Source organism: Paenibacillus sp. SER-28 (genome assembly GCF_052906305.1).
Window position 1 is genome coordinate 17,187 of the sequence record NZ_JBRECM010000018.1, and the last position, 15,372, is coordinate 32,558.

The following is a 15,372-nucleotide window of genomic DNA, read 5'->3' on the forward strand; positions in this document are numbered from 1 at the left end:
TGGAACAAGCATCGGCCGTGTCCCGGGAGGAAGCTAGAGATGGAAGAAGAATGGATTGCCGGTAAGCATTCGGTAACGGAGGCATTGCGTTCAGGCAGAACGATAAATAAAATATGGATTGCGGATAATGCACAAAAACATTTGACGCTGCCGATTACAGCCGAGGCCAAAAAAGCAGGAATTATTGTCTTGCAGGTAGACAAGCGTAAGCTGGATCAAATGGTTCCGGGCATTCAGCATCAGGGAGTGGTCGCGCAAGCTGCGCCTTTTGCCTATGTTGAAGTGGAAGAATTGCTCGCCACTGCTCGTGATAAGGGAGAAGAGCCGTTTTTAATTTTGCTGGATGAGATTGAAGATCCTCATAATTTGGGCTCCATCCTTCGTACAGCGGACTGTACGGGAGCACATGGTGTTATTGTGCCGAAAAGGCGCTCTGCAGCTGTAACTGTAACAGTGTCCAAAACATCGGCAGGTGCTGTGGAGTACGTCCCGGTGGCGCGTGTAAACAATCTGGGACAAACCATTGATCGTCTTAAAGAAGAAGGTGTATGGGTAGTTGGCACGGATGTTACAGCGACAGATCCTGTCTTTGGGAATGGAGTATTCACGGGGCCAGTAGCCATTGTCATTGGTAACGAAAATAAAGGAATGGGCCGTTTGATCCGTGAAAAATGCGATGTACTCGTCAAGCTGCCAATGGCGGGGCAAATTAATTCCCTTAATGCTTCTGTAGCTGCGGGTGTTGTCATGTACGAAGTATTGCGCGGACGACAGGCACGGGGCTAACGATATGGCTGACACGCGGGATGTTCTGCTTGTGGACGGTTACAACATGATTGGAGCCTGGCCCGAACTTTCCGCACTGGTACAATCTGGTATGCAGGAGGCGAGGGACAGACTTCTTGAACGACTGGCGGATCATCAGGCGTATTCCGGCAGAAGAGTCATCGTCGTATTTGATGCTTACAGGGTGCCAGGATTAGGTAAAACTTTTGCTCAGAGCAAAGTCCAGATTTATTTTACCAGAGAAAAAGAAACTGCTGATGAGTGCATCGAGCGATTGGTTCGGGAGCTGAGCAGTAAAAGAAGAAGTATTTACGTAGCGACAAGCGATCAGGTAGAGCAACATGTCGCATTTGGACAAGGTGCACTCAGGGTGTCGGCGCGGGAATTACTGATCGAGATTGAGGAATCCGAAAGGGAAGTGCAGAAGCGAATCCAGCAGGATAGTGCCAAATTGTCCCGTAACTCGCTAGATGCCAAACTGAGTCCGGAGCTTCGAAAGTTGTTTGAACGATGGAGAAGAGAATAAACCAATAATTGGGCACTCCTCCATTTTGAAACCATTGACAATTTTGTTAGCGCTCTTCTTTTTTAGGTTGTTGTGGTTGACGGTATCAGGTTACATCGCGTATACTTGTCGTATATTTGAGAGAGTAACGGGTACCTTGCGTTGCAGCCGGAGGGATTGTTAGTGAGTGTGGACCTCAAGGATATCATGTTGTCAAAGTTTGATTACAAAAATGATGAAGACATTGTCGGAGCAGTCCATGAAGGTGATGGGGAAGCGCTGGAGTTTCTGATTAACAAATACCGGAACTTTGTGCGGGCCAAGGCCAGATCCTACTTCTTGATTGGTGCTGATCGCGAGGATATTATTCAGGAGGGCATGATTGGTCTCTACAAATCCATTCGTGATTTTAAGGGAGACAAGCTTGCTTCGTTCAAGGCTTTCGCCGAGTTGTGCATTACACGACAGATTATTACGGCAATTAAGACGGCTACACGACAAAAGCACATTCCTCTGAACTCTTACGTATCTCTGGACAAACCCATCTATGATGAAGAGTCAGACCGCACGTTGCTCGATGTGATTTGCGGAACACAAGTAAGTGACCCTGAAGAGCTGATAATCAATCAGGAAGAGTTTGTGGGCCTTGAGGACAAGATGTCCGAGATTCTGAGCGAGCTGGAACGCAAGGTACTTATGTTGTATCTGGACGGACGTTCGTATCAGGAGATTGCAGAGGATCTTGACCGCCATGTGAAATCCATTGATAACGCGCTGCAACGGGTCAAGCGTAAACTTGAAAAGTATCTGGAAGTAAGAGATAGTTGAAAGTAGAGGCTGACAGGGAAAAGGCTCGAGTCCGAGTCTTTTTTTATTCGTTATAGGTAGGCTATGCAGGTTTATAAGTGTTACAAATGATTTATACTAAAAAAGATGAATAATAGATATCGCCTTGATTTTTGAAGCAGCTTTTCAGAGAACAGTTTTAAAGGATGCACAGATGTTAAAATGCACCACAGCCGGGACTGCGAATTGTATGCAAACATTCGTTGACATGGAAAACCCCGTGTGATAAAGTGTTTTAGGTAGGCCTAAATTCGCGGTTTTTTTTAGGATCAATTATGAGACTTCCGGTGTTGGATGTCTTCGGGAGGTGCACATCATGCGGGTAATTATTACTTTGGCTTGTACAACATGCAAACAAAGAAATTACACAACGACGAAAAACAAGCGTAATCACCCCGACCGCATGGAGATGAAGAAATTCTGTAAGTCCTGTAACGAACAGACTTCTCATCGGGAAACCAGATAGTTTTTGGAGGTGTAGTCGGCGTGAAACGCAGTTTCAAGTCTCTGTTTTCCTTTTTCTCTGAAAGCTGGGCTGAACTCAAGAAGGTTCGCTGGCCCAATCGTAAAGAACTGACCAACTATACGTTGATTGTCATAGGGACAATTGCGTTCGTCACGATTTATTTTTGGGTTCTCGATATCGGCATTTCCGCTGTGATCGAAGCGATTATCTAGGAAGGGTTCCAGGTGGCTTGATATGGAAAAAAGATGGTACGTCGTTCATACCTATTCAGGGTATGAGAACAAAGTCAAAGCCAATTTGGAAAAACGCGTTGAGTCCATGGGCATGGAAGACAAGATATTCCGTGTTCTTGTTCCTATGGAAGAAGAACTGGTAACCAAGGACGGTAAGAAAAAAACCGTTATGCGTAAAGTCTACCCTGGTTATGTCTTAGTCGAAATGGTCCAAACCGACGACTCTTGGTATGTTGTACGCAATACACCAGGTGTTACGGGATTTGTAGGGTCGACAGGCTCGGGTTCCAAACCGACGCCATTGCTTCCAGAAGAAGTTGAACAGATTCTGAAGCATATGGGCATGGTAGAGCCGAAACCGAAGATTGAATTCGATGTTAAGGAATCCGTGCGAATTAAAGTTGGTCCTTTTGCGAATTTTGTGGGCTCCGTGGAAGAAATTTTGGTTGAGAAGAGCAAGCTTAAGGTTCACGTCAACATGTTTGGACGGGAAACCCCGCTTGAGTTGGATTATACTCAAGTGGAGAAAATATAGATTTTTCTTACAGGTTTCTTGTGGGAGGATCGATAGGTCCGTCTACCACTATTGAGTCAAGGAGGTGTCATCCATGGCAAAAAAGGTAATTAAAATGGTAAAACTGCAGATTCCTGCAGGGAAAGCTAATCCAGCGCCTCCAGTAGGTCCAGCTTTGGGTCAAGCAGGTGTCAACATCATGGCATTCTGTAAAGAGTTCAATGCTCGTACTGCTGATCAAGCAGGCCTGATTATTCCGGTTGAAATTTCGGTATTTGAGGATCGTTCTTTTACGTTCATCACCAAAACTCCACCGGCTGCTGTTCTGTTGAAAGTTGCTGCTAAAATCGAAAAAGGTTCCGGTGAACCGAATAAAACGAAAGTTGCAACTGTAAATCGCGCTGCTGTTCGTCAAATTGCAGAGCAAAAAATGCCTGACCTTAACGCAGCTTCCGTAGAATCGGCAATGCGTATGGTTGAAGGTACTGCTCGCAGCATGGGTATCACCATCGTAGATTAATTTTATTAATCTACGTGTGCCGGCAGTTTGACTGTCCGGCAAGTGTGGGAGGAATATCCGCTAATACCACATAAGGAGGAAAACATTATGGCTAAACATGGTAAGAAGTACCTGGAAGCTGCTAAGCTGATTGACAGCGAAGCAACTTACGAGCCTTTAGAAGCCGTTGAACTGGTGAAAAAGGCTGCGACTGCTAAATTCGACGAAACCGTTGAAGCAGCAGTTCGTCTGGGCGTAGATTCCCGTAAACAAGACCAGGCTGTTCGTGGTGTTGTTGTCCTGCCGCATGGTACGGGTAAAACACAACGCGTTCTGGTATTTGCAAAAGGTGACAAAGTGAAAGAAGCGGAAGCGGCTGGCGCTGATTTTGTTGGCGATCAAGATATGATCAACAAAATCCAACAAGGCTGGTTCGAATTCGACGTCTGCGTTGCGACACCTGATATGATGAGTGAGGTTGGTAAACTGGGTCGTTTGCTCGGTGGTAAAGGTTTGATGCCTAACCCTAAAGCAGGCACAGTTACTTTCGACGTTGCCAAGGCTGTTCAAGAAATTAAAGCCGGTAAAATCGAATACCGTCTCGACAAAGCCGGTCAAATTCACGCGCCAATCGGCAAAGCTTCCTTCAGTGCTGAACAGCTGAACGAGAATCTTAAAGCCTTGGTTGAAGCCTTGAACCGTGCGAAGCCAGCGGCTGCTAAAGGTGTATACCTGAAAAACATCGCTATTTCTTCGACTATGGGACCGAGTGCACGTGTGAACGCATCTGTTTACAGATAATATTTTGGTTGACATGTTCAATCAAATTTGTTATTCTATAAAAGTTGTGAGTCCTTGTGACTGACCATTAAAGTTGAATATGCTTACCGTAGACAGTAGGTGCCTTTGGGCTTAATTTCCTACCGAGGTGTTATGATAGAACGTTTCATGTGACGGGCTTGTCCCGTCCATGTAGATTTATCAAGCCTTCGTACTCTACGGAGGCTTTTTTCATGCTTATGAAAGCAAGCTTTGTAAGATCACCAGATTGGGTGCTTCGAACAAAGCGGATAAATTGATCAGGAGGTGTACAGTTTGGCAAATGCAAAGGTGATTCAAGCAAAACAAGAAGCTGTTGAAGTTGTAGCTGCAAAATTGCGCGAGAGCGTAACGACTGTGGTTGCAGACTATCGCGGTCTGAATGTTGCCCAAGTAACTGAGCTGCGTAAGCAGCTTCGCGAAGCCGGAATCGAATTTCAAGTGCTGAAAAACACACTGCTCCGCCGTGCAACTGCGGCAGCAGAATTGACTGAACTGGACGCAGTATTGACAGGTCCTACTGCAATCGCGTTCGGCAAAGATGATGCAGTGTCTGCAGCTAAAATCTTGAACGATTTCGCTAAGAAGAACAATGCACTGGAACTGAAAGGTGCAGTTGTAGAAGGTCGCGTTATCGGTGTTGAGGAAATCAAAGCACTGGCAGAACTGCCATCCCGCGAAGGTCTCCTTTCCATGCTCCTCAGCGTGCTTCAAGCTCCTGTGCGCAACTTCGCGCTTGCAGTTAAAGCTGTTGCAGAAAAAGAAGAGCAAAGCGCATAAGTTAGGGATTAAACCTGCTGTATAGCAGTTGAGAACAAAAAAATACGAATTTAAATGGAGGTTCAACCATGAGTAAAGAGCAAATCTTGGAAGCAATTAAAGGTATGTCCGTATTGGAACTGAACGATCTCGTGAAAGCAATCGAAGAAGAATTCGGCGTAACTGCAGCAGCTCCAGTAGCTGTAGCAGGTGGCGCAGCAGGTGGCGCAGCTGAAGCTGAGCAATCCGAGTTCGACGTAATCTTGACAAGCGCTGGCGCTTCCAAAATCAACGTTATCAAAGCAGTTCGCGAAATCACAGGTCTTGGCCTGAAAGAAGCAAAAGAACTGGTTGACAACGCTCCAAAACCACTGAAAGAAAAAATCGCTAAAGAAGAAGCTGAATCCATTAAAGCAAAATTGGAAGAAGCAGGCGCTTCTGTAGAAGTAAAATAATTGACTGCTTTCTAGCAGACAATGGACTAAAACAAACCCCTTGAGGTGATCTTCAAGGGGTTTGTTGCTGTAAAACGGTAGTACCAGCATGTCTGAAAGGTTATTGTAAAGGCTATGATGGTAGTACAACCGAAAGAGGTGGGCATGAATGGCTGATCATTATTACTCCAAGCGGCCAGAGACGGCGCATGAACGACGGAGCCTGGAAACAGTGCTGCGGGGGCGGTCATACCGTTTTGCCAGCGATTCAGGCGTTTTTTCGAAGCAGGGAATTGATTACGGGAGTCGTGTGCTGATTGAAGCGATGCAGCTTCCTGCACAAGCCTCGGTATTGGATGTAGGATGCGGTTACGGCCCGATTGGTCTGGCGGCAGCCGCGCTTGTCCCAGAGGGACACGTCACAATGGTTGATATTAATGAGCGAGCCGTTCAACTTGCGATAGAGAATGCGGAACGTAATGGGGTTAAGAATGTCACCATTAAGCAAAGCGATTTGTTTGCGGAAGTGAAGGGTGAACGCTTTGACGTGATCTTGACGAATCCTCCTATACGTGCAGGAAAAGAAACAGTGCATACCATTTTTGAGCTTGCTTATGAGCATTTAAACGAAGGTGGAGCTTTGTGGGTAGTCATTCAGAAAAAGCAGGGGGCCCCTTCGGCGAGTGCTAAGATAGAGAGCCTTTTCGGTCATGTAGAGGAAGTTACAAAGGATAAAGGTTATCGAATTTTGAAGGCTGAAAAAAGTTTTTAAGAAAATGCAATAGGACCATTGACTTGAATCCTGGTCTGTGATATTATTATAAAATGTCAGTATTAGGATGCCCTCCATGGCTTTAGTTTGTTGAAATGTCAATAGATTTATGCGTAGTAGGTATACTATTTATCTCTATTACGTATAATACAACCATTTTGGGCAAATCTACAAGTGATGAAGATCTTCCGGTAAGAGGATTCTGCAGATACGGTGCTCTTTTTTCGAATGCATTCGAGTAAGGGCTTTTCTGTATTTGTAAGATTGAATCTTCTGTATGTGTCTTATTATAAGGTCACAAACAGAGGTTCGCAATGTATTTTTAAAGTGAGTAGACATGAGGGGTGAGTTTAAGTTGGCAGGACATCTTGTTCAATATGGTCGACGCACTCGGCGCAGTTATGCACGTATTAATGAGGTACTCGAGGTTCCGAACCTGATTGAGATCCAACAAAAATCCTATGATTGGTTTTTGGAGGAAGGATTAAGGGAAATGTTTCGGGATATTTCTCCAATTCAGGATTTCACTGGAAATCTGATTCTGGAGTTTATCGACTATTCTCTCGGAGAACCCAAATATACCGTTGACGACGCAAAGGAACGCGACGTTACGTATGCAGCACCGCTTCGGGTAAAAGTCCGGCTTATTAATAAAGAAACCGGGGAAGTGAAAGAGCAGGAAGTATTCATGGGAGACTTCCCGCTGATGACTGAAACGGGTACGTTTATTATTAACGGTGCGGAACGGGTTATTGTCAGCCAGTTGGTTCGCTCTCCCAGCGTCTATTTCAGCACAAAAGTCGACAAGAATGCGAAAACAACATACACCGCAACGGTAATTCCTAACCGGGGGGCTTGGCTCGAACTGGAGATGGATGCGAAGGATATTATCTATGTCCGGATTGACCGTACCCGTAAAATTCCGGTTACGGTGTTGCTGCGTGCGCTGGGCTTTGGCACTGATGCTGAGATTCTGGATTTGCTCGGCAATGACGAATATATCCGCAACACACTCGATAAAGACAACACGGATTCCACCGAGAAAGCGCTGATTGAAATTTATGAGCGTCTTCGTCCAGGTGAGCCGCCTACACTGGATAACGCAAAGAGCTTGCTAGTTGCTCGCTTCTTTGATCCTAAACGTTATGATCTGGCCAACGTAGGCCGTTACAAAATCAATAAAAAGCTTCACATTAAAAACCGTTTGTTCAATCAACGACTTGCTGAGACTTTGATTGATACAACAACTGGTGAAATCATCGCTGAAGCCGGTCAAATGGTAGATCGCCGCCTGTTGGACGAGATTTTGGCCCAACTGGAGGAATCAGTAGGACATCGTACGTATCATGTTGCGAGTGGTGTGCTAGAAAGCAATGATATTCCACTTCAAACAATCGATGTGTTCTCACCAATTGAGGATGGTAAAGTAGTAAAACTGATTGCTAACGGAAATATTGATAAATCGGTTAAGAATATTACGCCTGCCGATATTATTTCCTCCATCAGTTATTTTATTAACTTGCTTCACGGAATCGGAAGTACGGACGATATTGACCATTTGGGTAACCGTCGTTTGCGTTCTGTAGGTGAGTTGCTCCAAAACCAGTTCCGTATCGGTTTATCCCGTATGGAACGCGTGGTTCGTGAAAGAATGTCAATTCAGGATGCTAATGTAATTACGCCACAAGCGCTGATTAACATACGTCCAGTAATTGCTTCGATTAAAGAGTTCTTTGGTAGCTCGCAGTTGTCTCAGTTTATGGATCAGACGAACCCGCTTGCTGAATTAACGCACAAACGTCGTCTGTCCGCACTCGGACCCGGCGGTTTGACGCGCGAACGCGCGGGCATGGAAGTGCGTGACGTCCATCCGAGTCACTACGGCCGTATGTGTCCTATCGAGACACCAGAGGGACCAAACATTGGTTTGATCAACTCTTTGTCCACTTTTGCACGCATTAACGAGTATGGATTTATCGAAGCTCCTTATCGTTGGGTAGATCCAAAAACCGGAAAAGTTACAGACCAGATTGATTACCTGACTGCTGATGAAGAAGATAACTACATCGTAGCTCAGGCGAATGCGGAATTGACGGAGGAAAACACCTTTAAGGATGAGGTTGTCATTGTCCGTTATAACAAACAGTCTGATAACATTATTCCGATGGCTAGTAGCCGTGTCGATTACATGGACGTATCGCCTAAACAGGTCGTATCGGTCGCGACTGCACTGATTCCGTTCTTGGAGAATGATGACTCTAACCGCGCATTGATGGGTTCCAACATGCAGCGTCAGGCTGTCCCGCTTCTGATTCCGAAGTCTCCATTGGTCGGAACAGGAATGGAGCACAAGTCTGCAAAAGATTCCGGTGTTTGCGTTGTATCCAAATACAACGGAGTTATCGAACGTTCTTCGGCTAACGAAATTTGGTTGCGTCGTATCGAAACTGTAGATGGCGCTGAAGTGAAGGGCGACATTGTTAAGTATAAATTACACAAATTTATGCGATCTAACCAAGGAACTTGCATCAACCAACGTCCGATTGTGAACAGAGGAGATATTGTCAAAGTTGGCGATATACTTGCGGATGGTCCATCTACAGAGATGGGTGAGTTGGCGTTGGGACGTAACGTTGTCGTTGCCTTCATGACTTGGGAAGGTTACAACTACGAGGATGCGATCTTGCTGAGTGAGAAACTGGTTAAGGAAGATGTATACACCTCAATCCATATTGAGGAATACGAATCCGAGGCTCGTGACACGAAGCTTGGACCTGAAGAAATCACTCGCGACATTCCAAATGTCGGTGAAGAAGCGCTTCGCAACTTGGATGAGCGTGGAATCATACGTATTGGTGCCGAAATTGGCGCAGGTGACATTCTCGTTGGTAAAGTAACACCTAAAGGTGTGACTGAATTGACAGCTGAAGAACGTCTCTTACACGCAATCTTTGGTGAGAAGGCACGCGAGGTTCGCGATACTTCTTTGAGAGTTCCTCACGGAACAGACGGGATTGTTGTAGATGTAAAGGTATTTACACGTGAAAATGGCGATGAACTGCCACCAGGTGTAAATCAGTTGGTTCGTGTATATATTGCTCAAAAACGTAAAATCTCCGAAGGCGATAAAATGGCTGGACGTCACGGTAACAAGGGTGTCGTTGCTCGTATTTTGCCTGAAGAAGATATGCCGTTCCTGCCGGATGGCACACCAGTACAGGTCGTTCTGAACCCGCTGGGCGTACCTTCACGGATGAACATCGGACAGGTGCTTGAAGTCCATCTGGGTATGGCTGCAATGCGTCTTGGTATTCATGTGGCAACTCCAGTATTCGATGGTGCCAAGGAATATGACGTATTCGATACAATGGAAGAGGCAGGCATGCAGCGTAATGGTAAGACTGTGTTGTATGACGGACGTACGGGTGATCGTTTTGAACGTGAAGTTACTGTCGGTGTCATGCACATGATCAAACTGGCGCACATGGTCGATGATAAAATCCATGCTCGTTCTACAGGTCCTTACTCTCTCGTTACGCAACAACCATTGGGTGGTAAAGCTCAATTCGGTGGACAGCGCTTCGGGGAGATGGAAGTATGGGCATTGGAAGCCTACGGCGCAGCGTACACGCTTCAGGAAATTTTGACTGTGAAATCTGATGATGTGGTTGGACGTGTTAAAACTTACGAATCCATTGTCAAAGGTGAAAATGTACCTGAACCGGGTGTTCCAGAATCATTTAAGGTCTTGATCAAAGAGCTGCAAAGCTTGGGTATGGACGTGAAGATTCTGTCTGAAGACGAACAAGAGATCGAAATGAGAGAGCTTGATGATGAGGATGAAACAACCGGCGATAAGCTGAGTTTGAATCTGGAAGGCTCTGAGGTTGGCGTAGAGTAGTTTGACTGCTGACTGACTCATATCAGCTTTGTTATATACCTTGATCCATTCTAGGATGGATCAGGTTTCTTGATACCGCCCGGTGCTGCTGGGCGGTATCAAACCTAAAAACTCAGGATTTGGTTAAGGAGGGTTGCTCCTTGTTGGACGTTAACAATTTCGAATATATGAAAATCGGGCTTGCTTCCCCCGAAAAGATTCGTTCTTGGTCCCGCGGAGAAGTCAAAAAACCGGAGACGATTAACTATCGTACGCTTAAACCGGAAAAAGAAGGACTATTTTGCGAGAAAATTTTCGGACCTACGAAAGACTGGGAATGTCATTGCGGTAAGTACAAACGTGTACGCTATAAAGGTGTTGTCTGTGACCGTTGTGGAGTAGAAGTTACTCGTGCTAAGGTTCGCCGTGAGCGTATGGGCCACATTGAGTTGGCTGCTCCTGTATCGCACATTTGGTACTTTAAAGGCATTCCAAGTCGTATGGGTCTTGCTCTTGATATGTCTCCAAGATCTCTGGAAGAGATCATTTACTTCGCATCTTATGTTGTAACCGATCCAGGAGATACGCCTTTGGAGAAAAAGCAACTCCTGTCCGAGAAAGAATACCGTAGCTACCGTGAGAAATACGGCTATGGCTTCCAGGCAGGTATGGGTGCTGAAGCGGTTAAAAAGCTTCTTCAAGATTTGGATATAGACAAAGAATTAGAATTCTTGAAAGAAGAGCTGCGTACAGCTCAAGGACAACGTCGTAACCGTGCGATCAAACGCCTTGAAGTTATTGAGGCATTCCGTAACTCCGGCAACCAACCGGATTGGATGATCATGGATGTACTTCCTGTTATTCCTCCTGAGCTTCGTCCGATGGTACAGTTGGATGGTGGTCGTTTCGCTACCTCTGACCTTAACGACTTGTATCGTCGTGTTATTAACCGTAATAACCGTCTGAAACGGTTGTTAGATCTAGGTGCGCCAGATATTATCGTGCAAAATGAAAAACGGATGTTGCAGGAAGCTGTTGACGCCTTGATTGATAATGGTCGTCGTGGTCGTCCTGTTACAGGTCCAGGTAACCGTCCTTTGAAATCCCTCAGCCACATGCTGAAAGGTAAACAAGGACGTTTCCGTCAGAACTTGCTCGGAAAACGTGTTGACTACTCTGGTCGTTCCGTTATCGTTGTAGGCCCGTACTTGAAAATGTATCAATGCGGTTTGCCAAAAGAAATGGCACTGGAACTGTTCAAACCTTTTGTTATGAAGGAACTGGTGAACAAAGGTTTGGCGCACAATATCAAGAGCGCGAAGCGTAAAGTAGAGCGTGTGAGTGCAGAAGTATGGGATGTGCTGGAAGAAGTAATCAAGGAGCATCCAGTTCTTCTGAACCGTGCCCCTACGCTGCATAGACTCGGTATCCAGGCGTTCGAACCGATTTTGGTTGAAGGCCGTGCGATTCGTCTGCATCCGCTCGTATGTACTGCATATAATGCCGACTTTGACGGTGACCAAATGGCTGTTCACGTTCCGTTGTCTGCGGAAGCCCAAGCTGAAGCTCGTTTGCTTATGCTAGCATCCGGGAACATTTTGAATCCGAAAGACGGCAAGCCAGTTGTTACACCTTCCCAGGATATGGTTCTTGGTTCTTTCTATCTGACTATGGATAACAAAGAAGAAGAAGGAAGCAATATGATCCTTCGCAACATGAATGAAGCTATATCGGCTTACCAACGTGGTACAGCTGGACTTCATGCTCGTGTAGCTATTCCGGTTAAAGCTTTGAATAAAACGAGCTTTACGGAAAAACAACAGGAAGCGATGTTGATCACAACGGTTGGTAAAATTATCTTTAATGAAATTTTCCCGGCAAGCTTCCCGTACATCAATGATGCTACCCGTGCGAACCTGCTTTATGGTACTGCGGAGGAGTTCTTTGTTTACGAGAAGGGTGTAAATCTTACAGAAGCCATTCAAAACGCTCCGCAAGCTAGCGGGGTAGGCAAGGATTACCTTGGTAATATCATTGCCCGTTGTTTTGAGACTTACCATACAACAGAAACAGCTGTAATTCTGGACAAAATCAAGCAGCTTGGCTTTACGTATTCCACTCGTGCAGGGGTAACTGTTGCTGTATCGGACGTAATCGTGCCGGTAGAAAAACAAGAGATTCTTAAGGGATCCGAAGACAAAGCGCAAGTTGTAACGAATCAGTACCGTCGTGGTCTGATTACGAATGAAGAACGCTATGACCGGATTATCGATATTTGGTCTAAAGCGAAAGATGATATTACCGAAGTATTGATGAAGTCCATGGATCGCTACAACTCCATCATGATGATGGTGGACTCCAAAGCGCGGGGTAACAAATCACAGATTACTCAGCTCGGCGGTATGCGTGGTCTGATGGCCAATCCATCCGGACGTATTATCGAACTCCCAATCAAATCAAACTTCCGTGAAGGTCTGACAGTACTCGAGTACTTCATCTCCACTCACGGAGCGCGTAAAGGTTTGGCGGATACAGCCCTTCGTACGGCTGACTCCGGTTACCTGACTCGTCGTCTCGTAGATGTGGCGCAGGATGTTATCGTGCGCGAAGAAGACTGCGGAACGGATAAAGGCTTCACAGTAAGTCGTATCCAGGACGGTAAAGAAGTAATTGAGGATCTCTATGACCGTCTGGAAGGTCGCTATTGCTTTGAAACAGTACGTCATCCTGAGACTGGCGAGATTTTGGCTAGACGTAACGAATTGATTGACTCCGATAAAGCTGAAGCGATTGTTAAAGCTGGTGTACACAAAGTTCAGATTCGTTCTGTACTAAGTTGCCGTGCTAAACATGGCGTCTGCAAGAAATGTTACGGTCGCAATCTGGCTACTGGTAAACACGTTGAGATTGGTGAAGCAGTTGGTATCATCGCTGCACAATCCATCGGTGAGCCAGGAACACAGCTTACTATGCGTACGTTCCACACAGGCGGCGTAGCGGGTGACGATATTACACAAGGTTTGCCTCGTATCCAGGAGCTTTTTGAAGCACGTAATCCTAAAGGTCAGGCAACTATTAGTGAAATTGACGGTACAGTTAAAGAAGTTCGTGAAGGTAAAGACCGCCGTGAGATCGACATTCAGGGTGAAGCCGAAACGAAAACATACTCAGTAACGTATGGTTCCCGCCTGCGCGTAAGCGAAGGTATGACTGTTGAAGCTGGGGACGAACTGACGGATGGTTCGATTGATCCTAAAGAAATGCTGCGTATTAAAGGTATTCGCGGGGTACAGAACTATATCCTTCAGGAAGTTCAACGCGTATACCGGAACCAGGGCGTAGAAATCAACGACAAGCACGTAGAAGTTATGATTCGTCAAATGTTGCGTAAAATCCGTATCATTGATGCGGGCGACACGATCTTACTTCCAGGCTCCTTTGTTGATGTCCATGAGTATGAAAATGCAAACAAGATAGCGATTCTCAGCGGCCAAGAACCAGCGGTAGCCAAGCCGGTACTGCTCGGTATTACCAAGGCATCTCTGGAAACTGACTCCTTCTTGTCAGCAGCATCCTTCCAGGAAACTACTCGTGTCCTGACTGATGCAGCTATTAAAGGCAAGGTCGATCAGTTGCTTGGACTGAAAGAGAACGTAATTATTGGTAAATTGATTCCTGCGGGAACAGGTATGAACCGTTACCGTAGCGTGAAATTTGCCCAACCGGAAGAGGGGCAGTCTCCATCTGAGGAGCTCGAACCAATTTCGGCCGAGTAATATAAAAATAGTATGATTGCCGGAACACCGTAGACATAAGCTTTGCATAAAAGCTACAGCAGACGGTGCTCCGGTGCTTTTTCAAAAATGAAACGAACTATTCTGTTCAAATGAATTATAGTTTATAATTGTCTTGACATTACTTATAGTCAATGCTAATATAGCAAAGGTGCGTGAGCAGCCTATATGCTATTGGGTCTTTTCGGAGGAATGAGATATGTCTAAAGAACAAGGACTGCAAGATGCTCATGTCAAAATCGGTACCAAACAAACCATTCGTATGGTAGAATTGGGCTTTGCCTCAGAAGTATATGTGGCAGAAGACGCAGATCAGCGTCTCACTTCCAACATCATTGCTTTGTGCAACAAGCAAGGAGTCAAAGTGACTCTCGTAGACACAATGAAAAATCTCGGAGCTGCATGTGGGATTGAAGTGGGAGCCGCAATGGCTGCTATCGTAAAACAATAGGGTAAGGAACGTTTTTGTCTAAGGAATTGTTATTCTTGGCGGCAAAGACTTTTCATTTGTTCTTTTATGAACCGCCTGGGTCTGTGGGCTTAGATAAGGTTTGTAAAGTAACAGCAAAAATTGAGGAAGGGGGTGGCAACCAACATGCCAACTATTAACCAACTGGTTCGTAAAGGACGTCAAGCCAAAATCGAGAAATCGAAATCACCGGCTTTGCAAAAAGGTTTTAATGCCTTGAAACGTGAAGCTACCGACATCAGTGCCCCGCAAAAACGCGGAGTGTGCACTCGTGTAGGTACTATGACTCCGAAAAAACCAAACTCCGCACTTCGTAAATATGCTCGTGTTCGCTTGACGAACCGTGTAGAGGTGACTGCTTACATTCCAGGTATTGGACATAACCTTCAAGAACACAGCGTAGTGCTGATTCGCGGCGGTCGTGTAAAAGACCTTCCGGGTGTGCGTTACCACATCGTTCGCGGTGCTTTGGATACTGCAGGCGTAAACAACCGCATGCAAGCTCGTTCCAAATACGGCGCAAAACGCCCTAAAGCTAAAAAATCCTAATGAATATAAACCGCGTATGTCGGTTTAACATGTAAGAAAGGGGGATA

15 protein-coding genes and 1 other annotated feature are annotated in these 15,372 nt (G+C 45.7%); all 15 genes read left to right on the plus strand.

The features are described from left to right. The first annotated feature begins 39 nt into the window (after positions 1-39). The 15 genes from rlmB to rpsL all read left to right on the plus strand — a co-directional run bounded on the left by rlmB (position 40) and on the right by rpsL (position 15,325). On the plus strand, positions 40-786 hold the full coding sequence (rlmB, locus tag ACUYLD_RS24555) for a 23S rRNA (guanosine(2251)-2'-O)-methyltransferase RlmB (protein ID WP_013312173.1): 747 nt from the start codon (positions 40-42) through the stop codon (positions 784-786). 4 nt (positions 787-790) lie between these two features. Continuing rightward, on the plus strand, positions 791-1,312 hold the full coding sequence (locus ACUYLD_RS24560; protein WP_007432599.1) for an NYN domain-containing protein: 522 nt from the start codon (positions 791-793) through the stop codon (positions 1,310-1,312). Between the two features lie 162 nt (positions 1,313-1,474). Beyond that, positions 1,475-2,119 (plus strand): RNA polymerase sporulation sigma factor SigH, encoded by a 645-nt coding sequence (sigH, locus tag ACUYLD_RS24565; RefSeq protein WP_016324748.1) that lies wholly within the window; start codon positions 1,475-1,477, stop codon positions 2,117-2,119. A gap of 334 nt (positions 2,120-2,453) precedes the next feature. After that, the gene (gene rpmG / locus ACUYLD_RS24570) at positions 2,454-2,603 is read left to right on the plus strand and encodes a 50S ribosomal protein L33 (protein WP_023990562.1); all 150 of its coding nucleotides are present in this window, start codon (positions 2,454-2,456) and stop codon (positions 2,601-2,603) included. 20 nt (positions 2,604-2,623) lie between these two features. Beyond that, positions 2,624-2,815, plus strand: coding sequence for a preprotein translocase subunit SecE (secE, locus tag ACUYLD_RS24575; protein ID WP_013312170.1), 192 nt, complete (start codon positions 2,624-2,626; stop codon positions 2,813-2,815). A gap of 22 nt (positions 2,816-2,837) precedes the next feature. Continuing rightward, on the plus strand, positions 2,838-3,371 hold the full coding sequence (gene nusG, locus ACUYLD_RS24580) for a transcription termination/antitermination protein NusG (protein ID WP_007432596.1): 534 nt from the start codon (positions 2,838-2,840) through the stop codon (positions 3,369-3,371). Positions 3,372-3,444: 73 nt separating this feature from the next. Continuing rightward, complete coding sequence (rplK, locus tag ACUYLD_RS24585; RefSeq protein ID WP_007432595.1) at positions 3,445-3,870, plus strand: 50S ribosomal protein L11; 426 nt, start codon at positions 3,445-3,447, stop codon at positions 3,868-3,870. Between the two features lie 87 nt (positions 3,871-3,957). Then, positions 3,958-4,650: a 50S ribosomal protein L1 gene (rplA, locus tag ACUYLD_RS24590; protein WP_013312169.1), complete on the plus strand. Its 693-nt coding sequence runs from the start codon at positions 3,958-3,960 to the stop codon at positions 4,648-4,650. 68 nt (positions 4,651-4,718) lie between these two features. Continuing rightward, positions 4,719-4,870 (plus strand) — a sequence feature (ribosomal protein L10 leader region). Positions 4,871-4,944: 74 nt separating this feature from the next. After that, positions 4,945-5,448, plus strand: coding sequence for a 50S ribosomal protein L10 (gene rplJ / locus ACUYLD_RS24595; RefSeq protein WP_013312168.1), 504 nt, complete (start codon positions 4,945-4,947; stop codon positions 5,446-5,448). Positions 5,449-5,516: 68 nt separating this feature from the next. Beyond that, the gene (gene rplL, locus ACUYLD_RS24600; protein ID WP_010348819.1) at positions 5,517-5,882 is read left to right on the plus strand and encodes a 50S ribosomal protein L7/L12; all 366 of its coding nucleotides are present in this window, start codon (positions 5,517-5,519) and stop codon (positions 5,880-5,882) included. Positions 5,883-6,030: 148 nt separating this feature from the next. Next, positions 6,031-6,633 carry a class I SAM-dependent methyltransferase gene (locus ACUYLD_RS24605; RefSeq protein WP_446676185.1) on the plus strand — a complete coding sequence of 201 codons (603 nt, stop codon included), beginning with the start codon at positions 6,031-6,033 and terminating at the stop codon, positions 6,631-6,633. 355 nt (positions 6,634-6,988) lie between these two features. Further along, positions 6,989-10,534, plus strand: a complete 3,546-nt coding sequence (rpoB, locus tag ACUYLD_RS24610) for a DNA-directed RNA polymerase subunit beta (protein WP_446676186.1) — start codon at positions 6,989-6,991, stop codon at positions 10,532-10,534. Positions 10,535-10,674: 140 nt separating this feature from the next. Further along, the gene (gene rpoC, locus ACUYLD_RS24615; protein ID WP_029514492.1) at positions 10,675-14,289 is read left to right on the plus strand and encodes a DNA-directed RNA polymerase subunit beta'; all 3,615 of its coding nucleotides are present in this window, start codon (positions 10,675-10,677) and stop codon (positions 14,287-14,289) included. Positions 14,290-14,506: 217 nt separating this feature from the next. Further along, positions 14,507-14,758, plus strand: a complete 252-nt coding sequence (locus tag ACUYLD_RS24620) for a ribosomal L7Ae/L30e/S12e/Gadd45 family protein (RefSeq protein ID WP_007432588.1) — start codon at positions 14,507-14,509, stop codon at positions 14,756-14,758. A gap of 144 nt (positions 14,759-14,902) precedes the next feature. Further along, complete coding sequence (gene rpsL, locus ACUYLD_RS24625; protein ID WP_007432587.1) at positions 14,903-15,325, plus strand: 30S ribosomal protein S12; 423 nt, start codon at positions 14,903-14,905, stop codon at positions 15,323-15,325. Positions 15,326-15,372 lie beyond the last annotated feature (47 nt).

Excerpts from the sequence above, each read along its gene's own strand:
- rpsL (WP_007432587.1), top strand. The coding sequence starts at position 14,903 with ATGCCAACTATTAACCAACTGGTTCGTAAAGGACGTCAAGCCAAAATC.
- rplL (WP_010348819.1), top strand. The coding sequence starts at position 5,517 with ATGAGTAAAGAGCAAATCTTGGAAGCAATTAAAGGTATGTCCGTATTG.
- rplA (WP_013312169.1), top strand. The coding sequence starts at position 3,958 with ATGGCTAAACATGGTAAGAAGTACCTGGAAGCTGCTAAGCTGATTGAC.
- rpmG (WP_023990562.1), top strand. The coding sequence starts at position 2,454 with ATGCGGGTAATTATTACTTTGGCTTGTACAACATGCAAACAAAGAAAT.
- rplK (WP_007432595.1), top strand. The coding sequence starts at position 3,445 with ATGGCAAAAAAGGTAATTAAAATGGTAAAACTGCAGATTCCTGCAGGG.
- ACUYLD_RS24620 (WP_007432588.1), top strand. The coding sequence starts at position 14,507 with ATGTCTAAAGAACAAGGACTGCAAGATGCTCATGTCAAAATCGGTACC.
- ACUYLD_RS24605 (WP_446676185.1), top strand. The coding sequence starts at position 6,031 with ATGGCTGATCATTATTACTCCAAGCGGCCAGAGACGGCGCATGAACGA.
- ACUYLD_RS24560 (WP_007432599.1), top strand. The coding sequence starts at position 791 with ATGGCTGACACGCGGGATGTTCTGCTTGTGGACGGTTACAACATGATT.
- nusG (WP_007432596.1), top strand. The coding sequence starts at position 2,838 with ATGGAAAAAAGATGGTACGTCGTTCATACCTATTCAGGGTATGAGAAC.
- rlmB (WP_013312173.1), top strand. The coding sequence starts at position 40 with ATGGAAGAAGAATGGATTGCCGGTAAGCATTCGGTAACGGAGGCATTG.